The organism is Sphingosinicellaceae bacterium (assembly GCA_019285715.1).
Lineage (GTDB): Bacteria > Pseudomonadota > Alphaproteobacteria > Sphingomonadales > Sphingomonadaceae > Glacieibacterium.
The window spans coordinates 1,643,842-1,665,383 of sequence record CP079108.1 but is presented as its reverse complement, the minus strand read 5'-3'; the positions used below and the strand labels follow the sequence as shown (position 1 = coordinate 1,665,383).

General features: G+C 68.6%; 21 protein-coding genes and 1 pseudogene. 8 read left to right on the top strand and 14 right to left on the bottom strand.

Translation table 11 applies throughout. The features are described from left to right. From KX816_07720 to KX816_07680, 9 genes are all read right to left on the bottom strand, one after another. The gene (locus tag KX816_07720; protein ID QXQ07869.1) at window positions 1-228 is read right to left on the bottom strand and encodes a hypothetical protein; all 228 of its coding nucleotides are present in this window, start codon (window positions 226-228) and stop codon (window positions 1-3) included. Then, window positions 225-680, bottom strand: coding sequence for an RNA polymerase-binding protein DksA (gene dksA, locus KX816_07715; GenBank protein ID QXQ08452.1), 456 nt, complete (start codon window positions 678-680; stop codon window positions 225-227). Before dksA ends, KX816_07720 begins: the two co-directional genes overlap by 4 nt. A gap of 95 nt (window positions 681-775) precedes the next feature. Further along, window positions 776-1,699, bottom strand: coding sequence for a C40 family peptidase (locus tag KX816_07710; GenBank protein ID QXQ07868.1), 924 nt, complete (start codon window positions 1,697-1,699; stop codon window positions 776-778). Beyond that, window positions 1,650-2,009, bottom strand: coding sequence for a MarR family transcriptional regulator (locus KX816_07705; GenBank protein QXQ07867.1), 360 nt, complete (start codon window positions 2,007-2,009; stop codon window positions 1,650-1,652). Before KX816_07705 ends, KX816_07710 begins: the two co-directional genes overlap by 50 nt. A gap of 105 nt (window positions 2,010-2,114) precedes the next feature. Continuing rightward, window positions 2,115-3,515 (bottom strand): leucyl aminopeptidase family protein, encoded by a 1,401-nt coding sequence (locus KX816_07700; GenBank protein ID QXQ07866.1) that lies wholly within the window; start codon window positions 3,513-3,515, stop codon window positions 2,115-2,117. Further along, a complete protein-coding gene (gene rimO / locus KX816_07695; GenBank protein QXQ07865.1) occupies window positions 3,512-4,840 on the bottom strand; it encodes a 30S ribosomal protein S12 methylthiotransferase RimO in 1,329 nt (442 codons plus the stop codon). Before rimO ends, KX816_07700 begins: the two co-directional genes overlap by 4 nt. Before the next feature lie 55 nt (window positions 4,841-4,895). After that, on the bottom strand, window positions 4,896-5,762 hold the full coding sequence (locus tag KX816_07690) for a peptidoglycan DD-metalloendopeptidase family protein (protein ID QXQ07864.1): 867 nt from the start codon (window positions 5,760-5,762) through the stop codon (window positions 4,896-4,898). Between the two features lie 59 nt (window positions 5,763-5,821). Beyond that, window positions 5,822-6,604, bottom strand: a complete 783-nt coding sequence (gene surE / locus KX816_07685) for a 5'/3'-nucleotidase SurE (GenBank protein ID QXQ07863.1) — start codon at window positions 6,602-6,604, stop codon at window positions 5,822-5,824. A gap of 137 nt (window positions 6,605-6,741) precedes the next feature. Then, window positions 6,742-8,073 (bottom strand): dihydroorotase, encoded by a 1,332-nt coding sequence (locus tag KX816_07680; protein QXQ07862.1) that lies wholly within the window; start codon window positions 8,071-8,073, stop codon window positions 6,742-6,744. Between the two features lie 28 nt (window positions 8,074-8,101). Between KX816_07680 and KX816_07675 the strand changes: the two genes are divergently transcribed. The 4 genes and pseudogenes from KX816_07675 to KX816_07660 all read left to right on the top strand — a co-directional run bounded on the left by KX816_07675 (window position 8,102) and on the right by KX816_07660 (window position 11,400). Further along, the gene (locus KX816_07675; protein ID QXQ07861.1) at window positions 8,102-8,875 is read left to right on the top strand and encodes a folate-binding protein; all 774 of its coding nucleotides are present in this window, start codon (window positions 8,102-8,104) and stop codon (window positions 8,873-8,875) included. A 51-nt stretch (window positions 8,876-8,926) separates the two neighbouring features. Further along, window positions 8,927-10,129: a mechanosensitive ion channel family protein gene (locus KX816_07670; protein QXQ07860.1), complete on the top strand. Its 1,203-nt coding sequence runs from the start codon at window positions 8,927-8,929 to the stop codon at window positions 10,127-10,129. A 3-nt stretch (window positions 10,130-10,132) separates the two neighbouring features. Beyond that, a complete protein-coding gene (locus KX816_07665) occupies window positions 10,133-10,720 on the top strand; it encodes a hypothetical protein (protein ID QXQ07859.1) in 588 nt (195 codons plus the stop codon). Window positions 10,721-11,301: 581 nt separating this feature from the next. Continuing rightward, window positions 11,302-11,400 (top strand): annotated as a pseudogene (locus KX816_07660) (PEPxxWA-CTERM sorting domain-containing protein). Window positions 11,401-11,505: 105 nt separating this feature from the next. Here KX816_07660 and putA read toward each other — a convergent pair. The 3 genes from putA to KX816_07645 are packed head-to-tail and all read right to left on the bottom strand — an operon-like array spanning window position 11,506 to window position 16,594. Beyond that, window positions 11,506-14,586 carry a bifunctional proline dehydrogenase/L-glutamate gamma-semialdehyde dehydrogenase PutA gene (putA, locus tag KX816_07655; GenBank protein ID QXQ07858.1) on the bottom strand — a complete coding sequence of 1,027 codons (3,081 nt, stop codon included), beginning with the start codon at window positions 14,584-14,586 and terminating at the stop codon, window positions 11,506-11,508. A 36-nt stretch (window positions 14,587-14,622) separates the two neighbouring features. Then, window positions 14,623-15,912, bottom strand: a complete 1,290-nt coding sequence (locus tag KX816_07650) for a hypothetical protein (GenBank protein ID QXQ07857.1) — start codon at window positions 15,910-15,912, stop codon at window positions 14,623-14,625. A 40-nt stretch (window positions 15,913-15,952) separates the two neighbouring features. After that, entirely contained in the window at window positions 15,953-16,594 is a 642-nt protein-coding gene (locus KX816_07645; protein ID QXQ07856.1) for a glutathione S-transferase family protein, read from the bottom strand. A gap of 119 nt (window positions 16,595-16,713) precedes the next feature. On the opposite strand from KX816_07645, the gene KX816_07640 reads away from it, so the two are divergent. Genes KX816_07640 through KX816_07630 form a run of 3 tightly spaced genes read left to right on the top strand, consistent with a single transcriptional unit; the run spans window position 16,714 to window position 18,929 of the window. After that, window positions 16,714-17,172, top strand: a complete 459-nt coding sequence (locus KX816_07640; protein ID QXQ07855.1) for a MaoC family dehydratase — start codon at window positions 16,714-16,716, stop codon at window positions 17,170-17,172. Continuing rightward, window positions 17,169-17,717, top strand: coding sequence for a carboxymuconolactone decarboxylase family protein (locus tag KX816_07635; GenBank protein ID QXQ07854.1), 549 nt, complete (start codon window positions 17,169-17,171; stop codon window positions 17,715-17,717). The genes KX816_07640 and KX816_07635 overlap by 4 nt, the downstream gene beginning before the upstream one ends. 36 nt (window positions 17,718-17,753) lie before the next feature. Beyond that, entirely contained in the window at window positions 17,754-18,929 is a 1,176-nt protein-coding gene (locus KX816_07630) for an acetyl-CoA C-acyltransferase (GenBank protein ID QXQ07853.1), read from the top strand. Window positions 18,930-19,468: 539 nt separating this feature from the next. Here the strand turns inward: KX816_07630 and KX816_07625 are convergent. Both KX816_07625 and wrbA read right to left on the bottom strand, forming a co-directional pair. Beyond that, window positions 19,469-19,873 carry a host attachment protein gene (locus KX816_07625; protein QXQ07852.1) on the bottom strand — a complete coding sequence of 135 codons (405 nt, stop codon included), beginning with the start codon at window positions 19,871-19,873 and terminating at the stop codon, window positions 19,469-19,471. A 68-nt stretch (window positions 19,874-19,941) separates the two neighbouring features. Further along, on the bottom strand, window positions 19,942-20,541 hold the full coding sequence (wrbA, locus tag KX816_07620; protein ID QXQ07851.1) for an NAD(P)H:quinone oxidoreductase: 600 nt from the start codon (window positions 20,539-20,541) through the stop codon (window positions 19,942-19,944). A 104-nt stretch (window positions 20,542-20,645) separates the two neighbouring features. On the opposite strand from wrbA, the gene KX816_07615 reads away from it, so the two are divergent. Beyond that, a complete protein-coding gene (locus KX816_07615; GenBank protein ID QXQ07850.1) occupies window positions 20,646-21,542 on the top strand; it encodes a LysR family transcriptional regulator in 897 nt (298 codons plus the stop codon).

The window sequence follows — 21,542 nt, the reverse complement described above, 5'->3', positions numbered from 1 at the left end:
CTAGCGGTTGCGGCATTCAAATTGCGAACTGTGGTTCAGCACACTTCGGTCGGTGACTATCGCAACCTTTCCGAACTTAGCGCAATGAGCTTCGGCTAGAGAAAAAGCGCGATCGTTGCCCATCGAGCCAAGCTGGTCGATACGGCCGCCGGCTTCGTTCGCATTCTTGATTGCAGGCGCGCAGGCAAAAATGGCGAGAGCGAGCAATAATGGCGCACCGCGCGTCATTCCTCGCGCGTCACCTTCTCCGTCCGCTCGTGGCGCTCCTGCGCCTCCAGCGTCATCGTCGCGATCGGGCGGGCCTCGAGGCGCTGTAGGGCGATCGGCTCGCCGCTGACCTCGCAATAGCCGTAGTCGCCGGTCTCGACGCGGCGCAACGCGGCATCGATCTTGCTGATCAGCTTGCGTTGGCGATCGCGGGTGCGGAGCTCGATGCCCCAGTCGGTCTCGGAACTGGCGCGGTCGGTGACATCGGGCTCACGCAGCGATTCAACCTGCAGCGTCGCCAGCGTGCCAGCCGCCTCGCGCAGGATGTCGTCTTTCCAGTCGAGCAACTTGCCGCGGAAATACGCGAGCTGCCGCGGATTCATGAACTCTTCGCCGGCAGACGGGCGATACCCGGTCGGCACTTCGACACCGGCGACGACCGACGGGACTTCGCCGTCGTCCGACTCCCGCATCAAGCCAATTTCGGACATCGGCGAACTCCCTACCCCGGGCTCGTCGGCCACCCCGTAAAGCGGGAGTGACATCCGTGCTCCGTCCCCGAGCGGGCCTATAGCGACGCTCCCATGGTGCCACAAGGGGGGCGAACGACGCCGAGAACCGGCGTTTCATGCAGTGGCTCAAGCTTCGCCGTAACGACCGCCAAGGGCTCGACCAGCGTCGTCATGTGAAAGGCGTTGGCGTGCAGCAGATGCTCGGCGTCGACGAGTACGCCGATGTGCCCCGGAAATGCGACGAGGTCCCCGCGACGGCGGTCCTCTAAGGCCACAGTCGGAAAGGCTGCGAACTGCTGGTCGCTGTCCCGCGGGCAGGCGACACCGTGTGCCGACAGCACGGCCTGGATCAGTCCGGAGCAGTCGAGCCCGTCGCGGGTCCGGCCGCCCCAGCGGTACGGGGTGCCGATAAAGGCACGGCCGAGATCGACTGTATCGCCGGTCAGCGGCTGGACGTGGCGCCGGTGCAGAAAGGCCTCGCCGACGCCAAGGAAGCTGTCGTCGTGGTCGGTCGCGGTGACGGCGGACCCGAGCGGGAGGGTCGCGGACACCGGTGCCTTGATCGAGGGAGCCGCGAACAGCAGCGCTTGCGGGGCTGTAACCGTATGAGTCGGCGCAGCGTCGCGCGCACCCAGCGCACCTTCCGAAACCCAGCCGACGTAGCGGTCGAGGACGCACTGGCCCCACGCCCAGCCCGCGACCCGGTCGAAAACGTCGAAGTCCTCGCCCCACAGAAGCTCGCTGATGCAGACGCTGCCTGCATCGGGAGCGCCGTAGATCGGGGCGACCGGACGCCGGCAGCGCATCACGACCGGCGCGGCATAGCGTGGCGCAATCACGCGACCCGCCAAGGCAATGTCAGCGAGGTCGCTGCGGAATGCGTTGACGCGGCGATCGAGCGCCGGGGTCACGCCAGCGAGGCGCACCTGCCTAGTGGCGAGCGCGGCCTTCGGTGCGAGCAATGAGCCGCTCGAACTCATCGAGGAACGCCGTACCCTGGGGAGTACGCTCGACGAAGATGTTGCGAAGGTCGCTTTCGTCCTTCTGGCGGCGCAGATAACCGAGCGCTCCCAAGGTGTTGAGCGCCCTGGTTACCACGGGCTTCGAAACCTTGAGCCTTGCCGCGAGACCACGCACCGTGTGCGGTCCGTCGGTGAGGTAGACGACCAGAAGGAGCGCCATCTGGCGATTGGTCAGGTCCGGCCTCGCCGACTGGACGTAGCCGATCAGTGTCCCCATCCAGCTGGACAGACCCTCCGACGCGGCATTCTCCGTAGCTTCGATACGCATTACACTTCCTCGACTGGTCAGCAGTGCGCGAAAAGCCGCCCTGCCTTGATGATGGACCCCAACCCCCGACACTCCGATGTTGTTTCATTGATGACATGATATTTTTTAGCTGTTTGTTGAATATTTCGTCAAAACCGCGCGCCAGACGGCCCGCAACCCCAAAGCTTCACCACCTTTCGGTCGTCCCGGCTTCGCAGACGGGGTCCAGGCGAACGTATCGATATGGGCCCAGCGCTGCCCGTTCCTGACGAAGCGTTCCAGGAACAATGCCGCGGTGATCGCTCCGGCAAAGCCCCCTTCCGGCGCATTATTGAGGTCGGCGATACCCGACTTCAGCATGTCCCGGTAACCCGGCCACAACGGTAATCGCCATAGCGGATCGTACATTATTGTCGCACCCTCAAATAGGGTGTCTGCGAAGCTATCATTGTTCACGAACAACGCGGCGAGCTCGGGGCCGAGGGCGACCCGCGCGGCACCGGTCAGCGTCGCGAAGTCGATCAGCCAGTCGGGTCCGCCGTCCGGCGTCGCGGCCTCCTGGGCGTAGGTCAGGGCATCGGCGAGGACCAGCCGGCCCTCCGCGTCGGTATTGCCGATCTCAACGGTCAGGCCGGCGCGGGTGGTCAGGACATCGCCGGGGCGGAAGGCGTTGCCGTCGACCGCATTCTCGACCGCCGGGACGATCAGCCGCAGCCGCACCGGCAGGTCGGCCTGCATGACCAGCCGCGCCAGCGCGAGCGCATGCGCCGCGCCGCCCATGTCCTTCTTCATCAGCGCCATGCCGGCACCCGACTTCATGTTGAGGCCGCCGCTGTCGAAGGTGACGCCCTTGCCGACAAGGGTCAGCCGGGGATGCGCCGGATCGCCCCAGGTCAGTTCGACCAGCCGCGGAGCCTGCGCCGCCGCGCGCCCGACCGCATGGACAGCCGGGAAACCGTCACGCAGCGCTTCGCCGGTGATGACCGTGACCGTCGCGCCGAAGCTCCGACCCTGGCCCTGGATCGCCGCCGCAAGCTCGGACGGGCCGAGGTCGCCGGCGGGTGTGTCGACAAGGTCGCGGACCAGCGAGACGGCCTCGGCCAGCCGAACAGCGTCGCGCACCGCGTTGATATCGTTCGAGAGCAGCACCCGCGGCTCGGCATCCTCGGCCTTCTTGTAGCGCGTGAAGCGATGCTGGGCGAGCACCCAGCCGAGGCCCGCCGTACCCGGCTCGCCGCTCGCCAGTCTGTAGGTTCCGCCCGGAAGCTTTGCGGCAGCGCTGGCCAGCGCCCACGGATCGGCGAGGCCATCGGTGCCGATCCCGGCGGCGGCGCTCCAGTCCCCGGGCGCATCGCCGGGCAGAATGACGACCTCGCCAGGCTTGCCCTTGAACCGCGCCGCCGCGACCCCCGCCCGCGCCCGCTCGCTGAGGCCCGTGCGCCATGCGTCGAGGCCACCGCCGGTAACGAGCTCGATCTGGCGCGCGGTGTCCGTACCGCTCCGCAGCAGGGCCGCGAAGTCGGTCACGCGGCGACGCCCATGAGGTCGTAGGCGTCGGCATCCTCGATTCTGACCGCGACGATGTCGCCGATGCTGAGTCCATGGGCGTCGCGAAGGTGGACCTCGCCATCGATCTCCGGCGCGTCGGCCTTGGAGCGCCCCGTCGCGCCGCCCTCGTCGTCGACCGCGTCGATCAGCACGTCGAGGGTGCGGCCGATCTTGGCCTGGAGCTTGGCGGCGGAGATGCGCGCCGAGACCGCCATGAAACGCTCCCAGCGCGCCTGCTTGACCTCTTCGGGCACATGGTTCGGCAGGTCGTTCGCCACGGCACCGGCGACGGCCTCGTATTTGAAGCAGCCGACACGGTCGAGCTGGGCCTCCCTAAGCCAGTCGAGCAGGTACGAGACGTCGTCCTCGGTTTCTCCCGGGAAGCCGACGATGAAGGTCGAGCGCAGCGCGATGTCAGGGGCTTGGGTACGCCAGCTCCGGATCCGGTCGAGGACGCGGACCTCGTTCGCCGGGCGCTTCATCGCCTTCAGGACCGCGGGGCTGGCGTGCTGGAAGGGAATGTCGAGGTACGGCAGGATCAGCCCCTCGGCCATCAGCGGGATCAGCAGGTCGACGTGCGGGTACGGGTAAATGTAGTGCAAGCGGACCCACGCCCCGAGCTGCCCGAGCTCGCGCGCCAGGTCAACGACGTGCGCACGCGTCTCGCGGCCGTTCAGCATCGAGGTCGCGTGGCGGATGTCGACGCCGTATGCCGAGGTATCCTGGCTGATCACCAGCAGTTCCTTCGTCCCAGCCGCGACGAGCTTCTCGGCTTCGCGAATGACCGCATTGGCGGGGCGGCTGACGAGGTCGCCGCGGATCGACGGGATGATGCAGAACTTGCAGCGGTGGTTACAACCCTCGGAAATCTTGAGGTAGCTGTAGTGGCGGGGAGTCAGCTTCAGGCCAGCCTCGGGGACGAGGTCGAGGTAGGCCGACGGCGGCACCGGTGCGGCGGCGCGCACGGCGTTGACGACCTGCTCGTACTGCTGCGGGCCGGTGACCGCGAGGACCTTCGGGTGCGCGGCGCGGATCGCGTCCGCCTCGAGGCCGAGGCAGCCCGTCACGATGACCCTGCCATTGGCGGCAATCGCCTCGCCGATCGCCTCCAGGCTCTCCGCCTTGGCGCTGTCGATGAAGCCGCAGGTGTTGACCAGCACGACGTCGGCGTCCTCGTAGGTCGCGGACATCTGGTAGCCGTCGGAACGCAGCGCCGTGAGGATCCGCTCGCTGTCGACGAGGGCTTTCGGACAGCCGAGCGAGACCATGCCGACACGGGGCGGCCTGGGGAGTGTGGTGAGCATCGGCAGCGCTGTAGTCGCTCAGGCCTCAAACGTCACGCCCGCGCGGCGACGTGCCCTAACCGCGCGCCGGCAGCAGTCGTTGCGGATCGACCGCGAGGCGCCCGCGACGCAACTCGAAATGCAACTGCGGCTCGGCGACGGACCCGGTCGCGCCGGCGTGGGCGATGACCTGGCCCTTGGTAACCTTGGTGCCGCGCTCGACGAGCATGCTCGCATTGTGTCCGTAGGCGCTGACCCAGCCGTCGGCGTGCTTGATCAGTATGAGGTTGCCGAACCCGGCCAGCGCGTTGCCGGCATAGGCGACGACCCCGTCCGCGGTGGCGCGGACCGGCTCGTCGAGGCTCGCGGCGAGGTCAACGCCGTCGTTGAAGCGGCCGCCCGGCTTGGCCCCGAAGCTCGCCAAGACCTTGCCCTGCAGCGGCCACTCGAACTTCGGTGGTGGCCCCGGCACGAAGGGCAGCGGCTTGAGCTTACGCTGTGTCGCGGTCTTCGGCGCGGCAGGCTCGGCGCCGGTGATCAGGTCGTCCATGTCGATGCTGAACGCCTTGGCGCGCTGCTCGATGCTCATCGCCGCGACCTGCTTCCGCGACGGCAACATCAGTTTGTCGCCGACCGCGATCCGGTAGGGCGGCACGAGGTGGTTGCTGGTCACGACTCGCTGCCAGTCGACCCCGTAGGCGCGCGCGATCGCGATGCCGGTTTCGCCCGGCTTCACGGTGTGGAGGCGGCCGCCGGGGACATTGACGGCGTCGGTCACGACCTTGCGCGCGGTCCAGACGGGCTTGGGCGGCACAACAGCAGGCGGCGCGACCACGACGGCGCGGGATGGCGCAGCCGCGGCGAACGGCGGCGGGCCGGCATCGCGCGCGCAGGCGGCAAGGCCCGCGAGAGCGATCAGGAGCGAGGTGCGAAACGCCGACATCGCCACCGCCTCTAGCCGATCCCGGCAGCGACGGGAATCGCTGCCGTCACCGAAATCGCTCAGGCCGCCGCCGCTTCCGGGGCGTCGCGCTCGCCGAACAGGCTGCGCATGGTCTTGAGGCTCTCGCGGTAGGTCAGGTCGAGGTGGAGCGGGGTGACCGAGATGCGACCGTGGCGGATCGCCTTGAGGTCGGTCTGGTGACCGGGCTCGGCGATCTCGCGGCCATAGCCGAACCAGAAATACGGGAAGCCGCGCGGGTCGACGCGGGCGTCGAGCGCGATGTGGCCGTAGTCGCGGAAGCCCTGCTCGGTGACCTCGACGCCCCCGGTTACCTCCGGCGGGAAGTTGATGTTGACCAGCATGCGGTCGGGCCACGGCGCGTCGAGCAGGGTCTGGACGATGCCGGCACCGTGTTGCTCCGCAGCGTCGAAGCGCTCCATGCCGTGGTTGTAGTCGGCCATCACCTGACTCATCGCGACCGAGCGGATGCCCGCCAGGCATCCCTCCATCGCCGCCGAGACGGTGCCCGAATAAGTGACGTCCTCGCCGAGGTTGCCGCCGCGGTTGACGCCCGACAGGATCAGGTCGGGGCGGTGGTCGCGCATGACGTGGCCGAGCGCCAGCATGACGCAGTCGGTCGGGGTGCCGCGCACCGCGAAGCGCCGGTCGCTCATCTCGCGCAGGCGGATCGGCTCGGACAGGGTCAGCGAGTGGCCAGCGCCCGACTGTTCTTCGGCGGGCGCGACGACCCAGACGTCGTCGGACAATTGCGCCGCGATCTTCTCGAGCGCGACGAGGCCGGGGGCGTGGATGCCGTCGTCGTTGGTAACCAGGATACGCATGTCGCTGCCCTTTTGCCGGATCTCTTTTATCGGTTCGTCATCCCCGCGCAGGCGGGGACCCATCAGCCCGAAATGCTGTAGTGATGGGTCCCCGCCTACGCGGGGATGACGACAATTGTTAGTGCGTGCACGCCGCCTCAGCGCCGCAGCGTCTCTTGGAAGCGCAGCGGCACGCCCGCGGCGGTGCCGGCGACCTCCGCCTCCCACATCACGCGCTTGCCCCGGATGATCGTGCCGACCGGGCGGCCGGTCAGCTGCATGCCCTCGAACGGCGACCAGCCGCAGCGGCTGGCAAGCCAGTCGGCCTCAATCGTCCACCGGGCCTTCAAGTCGACGACAGAGTAATCCGCGTCGAAGCCCGCCGCGATGCGCCCCTTGGCGACGATCCCGAACAGCCGGACCGCGCCCGCGCTGGTCAGGTCGACGAGACGCGCGAGGCTGAGGCGGCCGGCGGCGACGTGGTCGAGCAGCAGCGGCAGCAGGGTCTGGACGCCCGGCATGCCCGAAGGCGACTTCGGGTATTCCTGCGCCTTTTCCTCGCGGGTGTGGGGCGCATGGTCGGAGCCGACGACGTCGGGCACACCCTGCCCCATCCAGTGCCACAGGCCGTCGCGGTGCGCACCCGAGCGGATCGGCGGGTTCATCTGGGCGTAGGTGCCGAGGCGCGGATACGCCTCCTCGCCAGCAAGGGTAAGGTGCTGCGGGGTAACCTCGGCGCTGGCGATGGCCTTGTGGTCGGCGAGGAATTCGAGTTCGGCGGGAGTCGTGATGTGGAGGACGTGGATGCGGCGACGGGTCTCGTGCGCCAGCCGGACGACGCGGCGGGTGGCGAGCATGGCGCTCTCGTCGTCGCGCCAGACCGGGTGGCTCGACGCGTCGCCCGGGATGCGGAAACCCTCGCGGTCCTTCATCCGATACTCGTCCTCGGCGTGGATCGCGACGCGGCGGTTGCCCGAGGCCAGCACGCGGGCGAGCGTCGCGTCGTCGCTGACCAGCAGGTCGCCGGTCGACGCGCCCATGAACACCTTGATGCCGCAGCAGCCGGGCAATTTCTCCAGCACGTCGAGGTGATCGGCGTTGGCCGCGGTCGCGCCGACGTAGAAAGCGTGGTCGCACCACATCCGGCCCTCGGCGCGGCGCAATTTCTCCGCCAGTGCCTCCGCCGAGTCGGTGTTGGGCTTGGTGTTCGGCATCTCGAACACCGCGGTCACCCCGCCGAGCACCGCCGCGAGGCTGCCCGAGGCGAGGTCTTCCTTGTGGTCGAGGCCGGGTTCGCGGAAGTGGACCTGGGTGTCGATGACGCCGGGCAGGATCATCAGCCCGGTGCAGTCCTGCTCCTCGGCGGCGCTGCTGGCCCCGCGTGCCAGGATCGCGGCGGTGCGCCCGTCGCTGACCGCGAGGTCGGCCTCGACGGGGCCTCCCGGTGTCCAGACGGTGCCGCCGCGGAGGATAAGATCGTAACTAGCCATGCGCCCTTTCTAACCCCAGATATGGCGGATGCCCACCACCCACCTGATCGACCGCGCCGTTCTCCGCATCGCCGGCCCCGAGGCCCGCGACTTCCTGCAGGACATGCTGACCAACGACCTGAGCGGGCCGCTGCCGGTCTACGCCGGGCTGCTCAGCGCGCAGGGCAAGACGATGTTCGACATGATCCTCCACCAGGGCGGCGAGGAACTGCTGGTCGATGTCGCCGCCAGCCATGCCGAGGCCCTCGCCAAGCGGCTGGGCATGTACAAGTTGCGCCGGGCGGTGACGATCGAGGCCAGCGATGCGCAGGTCTATGCGCGCTGGGACGCCTTCAACGAGGGGCCCGACGGCGAGCGCCCAGCCGATCCGCGCCTGCCCGAGATGGGCGAGCGCTGGCTCGGCTTCGGCGGTCATGCCCGCGCCAGCCTCGAGGACTACCACCGCCACCGGCTGGCGCTCGGGGTGCCCGACACCGCCGAGATGACCGACCTGCTGTGGCTGGAAACCGATGCGGCCGAGCTCAACGGCGTGTCGTTCACCAAGGGCTGCTACGTCGGGCAGGAGAACACTGCGCGGATGCATCACCGCGACAAGTTGCGGCGGCGGCTCCTGCCGGTGCGCGGAGCGGCGGAGCTGGGACCGATCATGGCAGGCGACCGCGAGGCGGGCGAGTTGCGCTCGCGCCACGGCGACCTCGGCATGGCGTATCTGCGGATGGAGCACGCGGGCGGCGAGCTTGTGCAAGGTGGCGTGCCGGTTGCGGTGATCTGGCCGGCATGGCTGCCTCGCGACGCGGGCTGAAGCGACACCCGTCGGGTGTTCATTCAGGCTCAGGACGCTAGGTTGCCGCCGATGAACCCGACCCCGAAGATCGCCGAGGACCTGACGGCGCTGCCTGCGCAGGTCCAGCACCTGACGTTCAACACCGTCCACTGGCTGCGCACCGACAGCCTCGCCGCGGCCATCGGCGTCGCGGCAGCGGTCGTACTGTACCTCGTCTTCGTCGGTATCCGGGCAGGCGCGTGTCGGATTATCGGCGACACGCGCGACATCGCGACGTGGCGCGGCTTCGCCTACCGGATGGTGCGGCGGACGCGGAGCTTCTTCCTCGCGGTGCTGTCGGCCGACATCGTCGCGCATTTCATTGCACCGCCGGGGCCGGTGATCACGGTCATCACCTTCCTGTTCACGATCGGCGCCGCGGTGCAGGGCGCAGTGTGGATCCGCGAGGCGATCCTCGGCCTCGTCGAGCGCCGCGCCGCCACGGCCGACGACGATCACTTCGCCCTCGCCAGCGCGATGAACATCATCCGGGTGCTGGTCAACGTCGTCGTCTGGTCGGTCGCGGCGATCCTCGTGCTCGACAATGTCGGGGTCAACGTCACCGGTCTGGTGGCGGGTCTCGGCGTCGGCGGCATCGCCATCGGCCTCGCGGCGCAGGGCATTTTCGGCGACCTGTTCGCGGCGCTGGCGATCCTGTTCGACCGGCCCTTCCGGGTCGGCGACCAGATCAAGTTTGGCAATGTCACCGGTGACGTCGAGGCGATCGGGCTGAAGACCGTGCGCGTCCGCGCCACCACCGGGGACCAGGTCATCATCTCCAACGCCGAGTTGCTCAAGCTGCAGATCGCCAACCAGCGCCGCATCGAGCAGCGGCTGGTGGTGATGACCATCGGTGTCACCTACCAGACTAGCCCCGACTTGCTGGAGGCGATCCCGCACGAGATCGAGGCGATCGTCACGGCGCGCGAGAAGTGCCACTTCGACCGCGCGCATCTCTCGAATTTCGGAGCGTCGTCGCTCGACTACGAGATCGTCTTCCACGTCGTCGAACCGGCCTACGTGACGATGATGGCCGAACGGCAAGCGGTCGCCTTCGCGATCATCCGGCGCTTCGCCGAGCTCGGCATCGACTTCGCCTACCCGTCGCAGATGTCGTTCACCGCCGGGCCCGACGGCCGCGCGATCGATCTGCGCGAGGCCGCACCGCCGCGGCCCGAGCGTGTGGTCGCGGAACGCGATGTCACCGTGCCGCCGGTCAAATCGGCAAGCTAGGGGATGCGCGCGACCGCGGAACGGGTTCGGGGACGCGGTATCGGCATCGTCGTCGGCTCGGCGATTGCTGGAGGATGGGCGATCTATGCGGCGCGCGTCCTCGCCCCCGGGAGCGTCGCCACTCCGATCGGAGCCGTCACCGTTGCCGCCTGCCTGATCGCCGGTGGGATCTCGGTAATCCGCGGCTCCCGCCGACTGGCCGCACCCGATGCGGGACAACACGCCGCCTCGAAGCGATCGTGGCGGCTGTTCTGGCTCAATTTCGTGGGCGAGATCGTGGTGCTCAACCTGGCGGTCTGGCTGCTCGGCCGCTTGGGCGGATTGGGCTACCTGGTCCCGATTATCTCGATCGTCGTCGGGCTGCACTTCCTGCCCATGGCACGGTTCTTCAACAACCCGGCGTTCACCTGGACCGCTGCCCTGATGATCGCCGTGGCCCTCGTCGTGATCATGGCGCTCCACGCGGCACCGGACTCCCGCGCAGTCGGGCTGGAGGCTGCGGCCAATGCACTGATCCTGTGGGGTACAGCAGCGACGGGATGGCTCGCGATGCGGCGCACGCTGGCCGAACCAGAAATATTTTCGCGATAAGCCTCATATTAACTTCAGTTAGTTAAACTCCTGTTAACTATATGGTATGGGTAGGCCATTGGGTTCGGGCGAGGACGCGGAGCTGTTCCGACCCGGACAAGGCTGGGGTGTTGCTTGTGATAAAGACCGTTTCCTTGATTGCTCTCGCGCTGGCTGGAACTTCAGCCTCTGCTGCGACGATCACCTATACCGTCAACCAGACCATCAACCTCGGGAATGTCTCCGGTACTATCCAGACTAACGGCACGCTCGGCAATCTGGACCAGTCCGACGTCATCGGTTTCGACCTGCTGGTCGGTGGTCCGGGCGTCTCGATTGAACTTACTCAGGCGAACAGCGTCATCGTCACGGAGGGCAGCAACTTCAGCGCCACCGCGCACGACCTGTCCTTCAACTACAGCGGCCCCTCCGGATTCCTGCTGTTCCAGTTCGGCAGCTTCGGCACCGGCAAGAAGTATTATTGCAACGCGAGCGTCAGCGGCACCTGCTTCCAGGGTGCCAGCGCTATCCCCGATCAGTTCGACAGCGTCTCGACGCAGGTCGAACAGCGCAGCGGCACCCAGATCATCGGGAGCTCCATCGTTCCGGAGCCGGCAAGCTGGGCACTGATGCTCGGCGGCTTCGGGTTGGTCGGCGCAGCCCTGCGCCGCCGCTCGACCGCAACAATCGTCTACGCGTAGCAGCCTTGGGGGGGTGCCGCCGATCCGCGAGGGTCGGCGGCTTTCCGCTAGCGCTGGTCGACCGGAACCGCGAGGTACTTCGTCGGCGGAGCGATCCCGAGCCGCTCAGATGCCCCCGACATCCTCGATGCTGAGCAGGCTGGCGTTGCCGCCGGCGCTGGTGGTGTCGGTCGAGACGGTGCGCTCGGTAGCGAAGCGCAGCAGGTAGTGCGGCCCGCCGGCCTTGAAGCCGGTGCCCGACAGGCCCTCGCCGCCGAACGGCTGGCTGCCGACGACCGCGCCGATCATCGAGCGGTTGACGTACAGGTTGCCGACTTTCGCCGCCGCCGCGACGCGCTCGGCAGTCGAGGCGATGCGGCTGTGCAGGCCCATGGTCAGGCCGTAGCCGCTGGCGTTGACCGCCGCGAGCGTCGCGTCGAGCGCTCCCGCCTTCCAGGTGACGACGTGCAGGATCGGCCCGAACCACTCCTTCTTGAGGTCCTCGATGCGGTCGAGGCGGATCACCGTCGGCGGCACCAGGCCGGGAACATCGGTGCTCAGCGCGTGGACCCAGCGCGCCTTGGCCGACTGGCGGTAGGTTTCGAGCCGGTCGTACGCGGCCTCGTCGATCACCGGGCCGACGTCGGTGCGCGGATCGGCAGGATCGCCCAGCACCAAGGTGTCCATCGCGCCCGCCAGCATGTGCAGCGTGTTGTCGGCGATATCCTCCTGCAGCAGCAGCAGGCGGAGCGCCGAACAGCGCTGCCCGGCCGAGCGGAAGGCGCTCGTCACCACGTCGACGACGACCTGCTCGGGCAGCGCGGTCGAGTCGACGATCATCGCGTTGATGCCGCCGGTCTCGGCGATGAATGGCACCAGCGGGCGGTCATCGTCCTCCAGCAGCGTGCGCGCGATGCTGCGCGCCGTGCCGGTCGAGCCAGTGAAGGCGACGCCCATGATGCGCGGGTCGGCGACTAGCGCCCGCCCCTCCTCCGCGCCACCGGTCACGATGTGCAGGACGTCGGCGGGCACCCCGGCTTCGTGCGCCAACTCGACCGCGCGCGCGGCGATGCGGGGGGTCTGCGGTGCCGGCTTGGCGACGACGCTGTTGCCGGTGACGAGCGCGGCGGCGACTTGCCCGATGAAGATCGCCAGCGGGAAGTTCCACGGCGCGATGCACGCGAACACGCCGCGCCCTGCGAGGCGGAGCTCGTTGCGCTCGCCGGTCGGTCCGGGGAGGAGCACGGGGGCGAAGTCGAGCCGCGCGCGGATCGCGTAATAGCGGCAGAAGTCGACCGCTTCACGGACTTCGGCTAGCGCGTCGCCGATGGTCTTCTTCGCCTCGTGGACGGCGATTGCCATCAGCTCCTCGCGGTGTTCCTCGAGCAGGTCGCCGAGGCGCTCGAGGATCGCGGCACGGGTGTCGACGGGGGTGGCGGACCACGCTGGGAAGGCGGCGTAGGCCTTTCCAACTGCATCGCGCACAGAAGTCCCACCCCTAGCCCCTCCCGTACCGGGAGGGGAACCCGCTTGCGGCGAGGTCTCCCCAGCGCCTTGAAGGGAGTTCGACCCACGAGCGGATCCCCCTCCCGGTACGGGAGGGGTTAGGGGTGGGACTTGCTCCCACGCGATGCCCTTCGCCACCCGCGCCAGCACTTCCGCATCGGCAAGGTCGATCCCCCCCGAATTCACCCGCCCCGGAAAGATATCCCGCGGCATCGGGATCGACGGATGTGCCGTGCCCCCCACCGCGCTCACCTTCACCGCCGGGTCCGCCAGCAAGTCCGCGTCGCTGACGTTCGCATCGGCCAACTGGTGCACAAAGCTCGAGTTCGCGCCGTTCTCGAGCAGACGGCGCACGAGGTAGGCCAGCAGGTCGCGGTGCCCGCCGACGGGCGCATAAGTCCGGCAGTGATAGCCCTGCTCGCGCACCGCGCGCTCGAACAGGCCCTCGCCCATGCCGTGGAGGCGCTGGAACTCGAAGTCGCGGCGGTCTCCCGCCCACTCCATGATCGTCGCGACGGTCAGCGCATTGTGGCTGGCGAACGCGGGCAGGATATTCGGCGCGTCGAGCATGGCGCGCGCGCACGCCAGGTAGCTGACGTCGGTCGCGGCCTTGCGGGTGAACAGCGGATAGTCGGCGAGGCCGCTCTCCTGAGTCCGCTTGATCTCGCTGTCCCAATAGGCACCCTTGACCAGCCGGACCATCAGGCGGCGGCCCGTTCCGGCACCCAGTGCCTGCGCCCAGTCGATGACCGCGCTGGCGCGCTTTCCATAGGCCTGCGCCGCCATGCCGAAGCCGTCCCAGCCACGCAGACCGGGCAGCGCCGCGACCGTGCCGATGATGTCGAGCGACATCTCCAGCCGCTCGGTCTCCTCGGCGTCGACGGTCAGCCCGATGCCGGCCTTGCTTGCTTCGACCGCGAGCGCGTGGGTCATGTCGATCAGCGCGGGGACGCAGGTATCGGCGTGCGCGGTCTCGTAGCGCGGGTGCAGCGCCGACAATTTGACCGAGATCGAGTGGCCGGCGCCCTGCTTCGAGGCACCGACCGAGCGGATCGCCGCCATGTACGAGTCGAAATAGCGCTGGCCGTCCTCATAGGTCCGCGCCGCCTCGCCGAGCATGTCGAAGCTGGCAGTGAAGCCCTTGTTCTCGGGCAGCGCGGCGCGCGCCATCGCCTCGTCGATGGTCCGGCCCATGACGAAGACCTGCCCCATCATCCGCATGGCGGCGCCGACCGCGGTCCGCACGAACGGCTCGCCGGTACGGTTGATCAGGCGCTTGAGGACCGAGGCGCGGCCGCTTTCGCCGACCACGGCCCGCGTCAGCATCAGGCCCCAGGTCGCGGAATTGACCAGCAGCGAGTCCGACTGGCCCTTGTGCGCCCCCCAGTCCGCCCCGCCGATCTTGTCGCGGATCAGCAGGTCGGCGGTCTCGGCATCGGGCACCCGCAGGAACGCCTCCGCCAGGCTGAGCAGCGCGATGCCCTCCTGGGTGTTGAGCCGGTACTGGTGGAGGAAACGGTTGACCCAGCCCTCCCCCTGCGCGGCGCGGAGGTCGGCGAGCAGCCCGAGAGCGCGGTTCTCGACGGCGTTGCGGGTCGCGGCATCGAGGGTCGCGGCGGGCAGCAGGCGCGCCATCACCTCCGGCTCGGGCGCACGGTGGAGGGGGCGGAGCGCCGCGCGGGCGTCGGTCAGGCTGGGCATCGCGGACCTCTAGACCCGCCGCGCCGCCCGCGAAAGTCAGTGCGTCAGCGCGTCCGGGGTCGTCGGCTCCGACAGCAGCTTCGTCATCGCCCGCCACCGCGCCGGCTGTCCGGGCCCCGCCGCCTCGACATGCGCTGCGACCATGTCCTTGCCGAGCCCGTAGTTGATCACATAGCTCCGGTAGTGATCGTCGAAGTCGAGCGACTTCAGCGCCCTTGCCCGCGACAGCAACGAATATTTCTGGGTCAGCACCACCGCCGCTTCGCGGTCGATGCGCCCGTCGAGATACTCGCGCGCGATCGTGAAGCGTGCGCCGGACAGTTGCTCCATCGCCTTGCGCAGCGCGGCGAAGCGCGGGGCCTCGGCGGGATCGAGGCCGGCGAGCGGGTACAGGACACGGGCCTCGAACGCCGCGCGCTCATTGCCCGGAAACGCGAGGTCGATGCCGTAGTTGGCCGAGCCCTCGGCGATCAGCGACTGCGGTCCGTACAGCGGATAGACGGTGAACTCGACCCAGCCGCGGGCTTTGGAGAGACGCTGTTCGAGCAGCATGTTGTAGACGTGGTGCCCCGGATAGCCCTCGTGGCAGCCGAGGTCGACGGCGCGGTCGATGTTGACCGGCAGGTCGGTGTTGACCTGGATCAGGCTGGTGTCGTTGCCCTTGTAGTAATTGTACCCGCTCCACGGCTTGCCGGTGACCAGTTCGAGCGTGAATTTCTCGTCCCTCGGCAACGGAACGTGCACGAGCGTCCGCCGCCGGCACTCGGCGATGGCGGCGTGCATGACCTTGTCGAGCTTGGCTGCGGGCACGTCGAAGCGGGTGCGGTAGGCGTCGACGCGCTGCCACAGCGGGCCTTTGCCCGGCACCAGCCGGTCGATCTCGGCGAGCGTCGCGTCGTAGTCGGCGAGCGGCTTCAGCACCGGGCGCACCCCGAACAGGCCCTCCGCCTCGTCGTCGAAGCGGAAGCGTCGTCCGCCGTGCATCGCCAGCCGGGTCTCGGCGGCGGCCAGTTGGCCGATCAGGAACGCCCGGCGCTGGCGCTCCAGCGGGGTCAGCCGGGCGGTCGGAATCGCCTCGGCGCGAGCCTTGAGGACACCGGCATCCTGCTGGAGGACCCCGACTGAGCGCGGCTTGGCCTTCGCCGCCGCCAGCCACTCAGGCGGACCATAATAAGCGTCGACATACTCGGGTTCGCGCTCGCCGGCCTCGAGCGTCAGGTGCACGTAGCCACGCGCGACGGCATCGAGCGCGGTTCGCTTCGGAGCCGGAGCAGCCGCGAGGAGCGGTAGGACGATTGCCGCAAACGCCAGATTCTTGATCGACATAGCCCTTCGATAGACCGTCCCCGGCCTGCCGCAAAGTCGCTCAGGCGGCGGCAGTCTGGCCCTGCAGCTGCGCGATCAGCGCGTCGTCGATCTCGCGGGCACGTACCGCGGCAGGGCGCTCCGAGGTGCGCGCGACATAGGCTGCGAACGACGGGCGCGCCTCGATGCTCTTGATCGCCATGCCCCAGCCGAGCAGCGCCGCGAGATAGACGTCGGCGGCGCTGAACGTGCCACCGGCAAGATAGTCGCGGTCCTGCAGGAGGTGGTCGAGGGCTTCGACGACCCGTGTCATGGACCCCCAGCCGGCCATCCGCTCACGCTCCGCCGCGACCTCGAAACCCATCGCGGACGTGACGACGGCAGTCTCGACCGGCCCCGCCGCGAAGAACAGCCAGCGGTAGTAGTCGCCGCGGTCGAAGCTCCCCGGGGCGGGCGCCAGACCGGCATCCGGAAACGCGTCCGCCAGGTAGGCGCAGATCGCCGCCGTTTCGGTGACGACCGTGTCGCCGTGCCGGATCGCCGGAATCTTGCCCATCGGGTTGATCGCCAGATATTCGGGCTCCTTCAGCGTCGTCGCATAGTCCAGGACCTCGGTCCGGTACGGCTGCCCGACCTCCTCCAGCATCCAGCGCGCGACACGGCCACGCGACATCGGATTGGTGTAGAAAACCAGCGCGCTCATCACCGTCTCCGCTTGATCGAATGGCAGGGATTATCTCCGGGAGGCTGCGGCAAGGCTAGTTGACGCTTCCGGCACCCTGCGCCAAGGCTGTCGCGAAATACACCCGGGGAAGGAAGCCTATGCGCGCCGCCATGCCGCTCGACGCCTATCGTGCCTTGGTCGGCACCGAGCTCGGGGTGTCCGACTGGATGCTCGTCGACCAGGCCCGCATCGACGCCTTTGCCGAGGTCACCGGCGACCACCAGTTCATCCACGTCAATCCGGAGCTTGCGGCCAAGACCCCGTTCGGCACCACCATCGCCCACGGTTACCTGACGCTCAGCCTGTGCTCGGTCTTCGCTTACGGCGCGATGCCGTCGATCGAGGGCGTCAAGATGGGCGTCAACTACGGCCTCAACAAAGTCCGCTTCATGGCCCCGGTAAAGTCGGGCAAGCGGGTGCGCGGCAAGTTCACCTTGCTCGGCGTCGAGCAGCGCCCCGACACCGGCTGGCAGTCGACCGTCTCGGTCACCGTCGAGATCGAGGGCGAGACCAAGCCGGCGCTCATCGCCGAGTGGCTGACGCTGGTTTACCTGTGAGCCGCATCGGCCTGCTGTCCCGCGCCGAATGGCCCGAGCCGTTCGCCAATGCGATGGGCGCGATCTTCGGCGAGCGCGAACCGCTGGCGCTGATGACCGCGGTCGCGCAGTCGCCGCGCGCCTGGGAGAAGTTCTCGGGCGCCTCGATGTCGGGCAAGGGCCCGCTCGACTTCCGCCACCGCGAGATCGTCATCGACCGCACCGCGGCCAAGACCGGCAACGAGTACGAGTGGGGCGCTCACATCACGATGTTCGCCGGCAAGGCGGCGCTGACCGAGCCGCAGGTCCGCTCGTTGTTCGATGGCGACGCTTATGACGGCAACTGGAGCGAGGCCGAGACCGCGCTGATCGCCGCGACCGACGCGCTGCTCGACCGCAAGAAGCTGAGCGACGCCGAGTTCGCCGCGCTGACCGCGCACTTCGACACGCCGCAGGTCTTGGAAGTCGTCCAGCTCGTCGGTTTCTACCACAGCGTCGCGCTCGTCGTCGGCGCGCTCGACCTGCAGAACGAGGCCGGGTTCACCCGTTTCCCAACCACCGATTAGTCGCCAGCCCGCCCGCTTTTCACGAAGGATACCGCCATGCGCGAAGCCGTCATCGTCTCCACCGCCCGCACCCCCATCGGCAAGGCCTTCCGGGGCGCCTTCAACGCCTCGCCGCCGCCGCTGCTCGGTGGCCACGCGATCAAGCACGCCGTCGCCAAGGCTGGCCTGGAGGGTGGCGAAGTCGACGACGTCGTGTGGGGCGCGGCGCTCCAGCAGGGCGGCCAGGCGCCCAACATCGGACGGCTCGCGCTGCTCCGCGCCGGCCTGCCGGTGACGGTCAGCGGCCAGTCGATGGACCGCCAGTGCTCGTCCGGCCTGATGGCGATCGCCACCGCCGCCAAGCAGATCATCGTCGACGGCATGCAGATCGCCATCGGTGGCGGGCAGGATTCGATCTCGATGGTCCAGAACGAGAAGTTCCGGGTCGAGCCGGACATGGGCCTGCTGGCGATGATCCCGACCGCCTACATCCCGATGATCGATACCGCCGAGAACGTCGCCAAGCGCTACGGCATCAGCCGCGACCGCCAGGATGAGTACGGCTTCCGCTCGCAGATGCGTACCCACGCCGCCCAGCAGGCCGGCAAGTTCGACGACGAGATCGTGCCGATCACCACCAAGATGGGCATGGTCAACAAGGAGACCAAGGAAGTCACCTTCCACGAGATCACGCTGTCCAAGGACGAGGGCAACCGCCCCGAGACGACGCTGGAGGGTCTCAAGGGCCTGAAGCCCGTCCGTGAGGGCGGCGTCATCACGGCCGGCAACGCCAGCCAGCTTTCGGACGGTGCCTCGGCCAGCGTGCTGATGGAGGCGGGCGAGGCGTCGCGGCGCGGCCTAACCCCACTCGGTGCCTATCGCGGCATGGCAGTGGCCGGGCTGGAGCCCGACGAGATGGGCATCGGGCCGGTCTATGCGATCCCCAAGCTGCTCGAGCGCAACGGCCTCAAGATGAGCGACATCGGCTTGTGGGAGCTGAACGAGGCGTTCGCGGTGCAGGTGCTGTACTGCGCCGACAAGCTCGGGATCGACCAGGACATCCTCAACGTCAACGGCGGCGGCATCTCGATCGGCCACCCCTACGGCATGTCCGGCGCACGCCTGACCGGGCACGCGCTGATCGAGGGCAAGCGGCGCGGCGTGAAGTACGTCGTCGTGACAATGTGCGTCGGCGGCGGCATGGGCGCGGCCGGGCTGTTCGAGGTTTACTGAGCGGGACGTGCAAAAGCCCCCGCCGGTGTTCCAACACCATGGGGGCGATGATTTCGGGCCGTCCGGGCTACTCTCCCCTCCCGGCGCAAACTGGGCGGGGGCCTCGGGTCGGATACGGCAGCAGCGCGGACGATGCAGGGGCTGGGTTCGCCATCGACGGGTCGGGTCGTGAAGGACGGTGTGCGGTCCAGCGATCGGATGGCCGTCCGGTCGAAGGCTCGCGGGGTGCCAGTGGCGGCGACTAGTCCGTGATTGCCCCTGCATCGTTCGCGCCGGGGCTTAGGTAGCGCGCCCTTGTCCCGGCATCGGGTGGCGCAGGACCATCCGATGTGGCCTGCCTAGCCGATATGGTTCGTTTTGTCAAGGGCGGTGGTTCGGGGTCTACCTGTCGTTGTCATCCCCGCGCAGGCGGGGACCCATGAACACGAACCCGCGTCGTCATTCCGAAACCGGTGTTCATGGGTCCCCGCCTGCGCGGGGATGACAAAAAACGCGCGACGTGCAGCGCCTCGCGCCGACGCGTGCCGACGCGCCCCGCCTCAGGCCTTCGCGATCGCCGCCTCGATGTCGCTTATCGAATGCCCGGTCAGCTCCTTCGCGAGTTCACCGACCAGCTTGGCCTCGAGCGCCTTGTGCCAGTGCTTGCGCAGCTCGCCGAGCGTCTTGGGCGCGGCGATGACGAAAAGGCCGTCGAACTTGCCGGACAGGGCCTGCTTGTTGAGCATCGCGGCGGTCGCGGCGGCGAAGCTGTCCTCCTCGAGGCGGCTGTCGTCGGGGTTGGCAGAACTGCTGCCGTGGTGCGCGCCGGCACCCTTGTTGTCGCCCGAGACTTCGCCGTGCTGGACCGGGGACAGCTTCGGTTCGGCGTCGGTACCAGTGTTGCGATAGAGGTTGAGGGTCTCGCCGTCGGCGACAGCGACGAGTGTTCCGTGTGGCAGCAGCAATGAATTTCTCCGGGGGCGGTGGCCCCGAACACCAACCCCCGAGGACTGGTTTCGGGGCCAGAGACACCTTAGCCGAACAGCTTTGCCGCGGTCTTGGCAACGTGATCGCCCTGGAAGCGCGCACCCGCCAGCTCGTTCTCGCTCGGCTGGCGCGAGCCGTCGCCGGCTGAGATCGTGGTGGCGCCGTAGGGCGAGCCGCCGCTGATTTCCTCGAGCGTCATCTGGCCCTGGAAGCTGTACGGCAGGCCGACGACGGTCATGCCGAAGTGCAGCAGGTTGGTGATGATCGAGAACAACGTCGTCTCCTGCCCGCCGTGCTGCGACGCAGTCGAGGTGAACGCCGCGCCGACCTTGCCGTTGAGCGCGCCGGTCATCCACAGGCCGCCGGCCTGGTCGAGGAACGCCGTCATCTGCGACGGCATGCGGCCGAAGCGCGTCGGCGCGCCGATCACGATGGCGTCGTAGTTGGCGAGTTCGGCGATGGTCGCGATGGGGGCGGCCTGGTCGAGCTTGAAGTGCGCGGCGCGGGCGACATCCTCGGGCGCGGTCTCGGGAACGCGCTTGATGTCGACCTCGGCACCGGCGGCGCGTGCACCCTCGGCGACGGCGTTGGCCATCTGCTCGATGTGGCCGTAGCTCGAATAATAGAGGACGAGAACCTTGGTCATGACGTGCTCCTGAATGGGGACAGGGCGGATATAGACGCTGGTTGTTACGCCTGAAATCAGGATAATATCTGGGTCGATGTTCGAATAATCAGAAAAGAGGCCGCATGCGTCAACCGGGAACGCCGACGCTCGACCAGCTTACTGTCTTCCTCGCGGTGGTCGAGGCGGGCGGGCTGGCGGCCGCGGCGCGGCGGCTCGGGCGGGCGACCTCGGCGATCAGCTATGCGATCGACGGGCTGGAGGCGCAGCTTGGGCTGGCGCTGTTCGACCGCGGCACGACCCGCGCGCCGAAGCTGACCGCGGCGGGCAGCGCGGTGGTGGCGGAGGCGCGGCGGGTCGGCGACGGGGTCGCGTCGCTGCGGGCACGGGTCGCCGGGCTGCTCGGCGGGCTCGAGGCGGAGGTGTCGCTGGCGGTCGACGTGATGTTCCCGACGGCCCGACTGGTCGGCGCGCTCCACGACTTCCGCGAAGCCTATCCGACGGTTAACCTGCGGCTGCACGTCGAGGCGCTCGGCGCGGTCGCCACGCTGGTGCTGGCGGGCGAGGCGGCGTTCGGGGTCGCAGGCCCGATCAACGCAGCGACCGAAGGCGGCCTAGAGCGCATCGACGCAGGCGGCATCACGATGCTGCCGGTCGCCGCCCCTGGCCACCCGCTCGCACAGGGACCGCAGCCGCCGGGTGCCGCGCGCGAGCACGTGCAGCTTGTCCTGAGCGACCGCTCGACCGTGACGGAGGGGCAGGATTTCGGGGTCGTCGCGGCGAACAACTGGCGGCTGTCGGACCTCGGCGCCAAGCACGCGCTGCTGCGCCACGGCCTCGGCTGGGGCAACATGCCCGAGGCCATGGTGGCGGACGACCTCGCGGCGGGGCGGCTGGTGGCGCTCGATCTCGCGGACTGGCGCGGCGCGAGCTACCGCATGCAGGTCATCTACCGCACCGAGGCCCCGCCCGGCCCGGCGACGCGCTGGCTGATCGAGCGGCTGGTGGAGGGGGCGGCGTAG

Bases quoted from the DNA above. Each gene is read 5' to 3' on its own strand.
- wrbA (QXQ07851.1), bottom strand. From the start codon at position 20,541: ATGACCAAGGTTCTCGTCCTCTATTATTCGAGCTACGGCCACATCGAG.
- KX816_07690 (QXQ07864.1), bottom strand. From the start codon at position 5,762: ATGTCGGCGTTTCGCACCTCGCTCCTGATCGCTCTCGCGGGCCTTGCC.
- KX816_07705 (QXQ07867.1), bottom strand. From the start codon at position 2,009: ATGCGTATCGAAGCTACGGAGAATGCCGCGTCGGAGGGTCTGTCCAGC.
- putA (QXQ07858.1), bottom strand. From the start codon at position 14,586: ATGCCCAGCCTGACCGACGCCCGCGCGGCGCTCCGCCCCCTCCACCGT.
- KX816_07710 (QXQ07868.1), bottom strand. From the start codon at position 1,699: ATGAGTTCGAGCGGCTCATTGCTCGCACCGAAGGCCGCGCTCGCCACT.
- KX816_07670 (QXQ07860.1), top strand. From the start codon at position 8,927: ATGAACCCGACCCCGAAGATCGCCGAGGACCTGACGGCGCTGCCTGCG.
- KX816_07640 (QXQ07855.1), top strand. From the start codon at position 16,714: ATGCGCGCCGCCATGCCGCTCGACGCCTATCGTGCCTTGGTCGGCACC.
- KX816_07650 (QXQ07857.1), bottom strand. From the start codon at position 15,912: ATGTCGATCAAGAATCTGGCGTTTGCGGCAATCGTCCTACCGCTCCTC.
- KX816_07645 (QXQ07856.1), bottom strand. From the start codon at position 16,594: ATGAGCGCGCTGGTTTTCTACACCAATCCGATGTCGCGTGGCCGTGTC.
- KX816_07665 (QXQ07859.1), top strand. From the start codon at position 10,133: ATGCGCGCGACCGCGGAACGGGTTCGGGGACGCGGTATCGGCATCGTC.
- KX816_07630 (QXQ07853.1), top strand. From the start codon at position 17,754: ATGCGCGAAGCCGTCATCGTCTCCACCGCCCGCACCCCCATCGGCAAG.
- rimO (QXQ07865.1), bottom strand. From the start codon at position 4,840: ATGCTCACCACACTCCCCAGGCCGCCCCGTGTCGGCATGGTCTCGCTC.
- KX816_07615 (QXQ07850.1), top strand. From the start codon at position 20,646: ATGCGTCAACCGGGAACGCCGACGCTCGACCAGCTTACTGTCTTCCTC.
- dksA (QXQ08452.1), bottom strand. From the start codon at position 680: ATGCGGGAGTCGGACGACGGCGAAGTCCCGTCGGTCGTCGCCGGTGTC.
- KX816_07675 (QXQ07861.1), top strand. From the start codon at position 8,102: ATGCCCACCACCCACCTGATCGACCGCGCCGTTCTCCGCATCGCCGGC.
- KX816_07720 (QXQ07869.1), bottom strand. From the start codon at position 228: ATGACGCGCGGTGCGCCATTATTGCTCGCTCTCGCCATTTTTGCCTGC.
- KX816_07680 (QXQ07862.1), bottom strand. From the start codon at position 8,073: ATGGCTAGTTACGATCTTATCCTCCGCGGCGGCACCGTCTGGACACCG.
- surE (QXQ07863.1), bottom strand. From the start codon at position 6,604: ATGCGTATCCTGGTTACCAACGACGACGGCATCCACGCCCCCGGCCTC.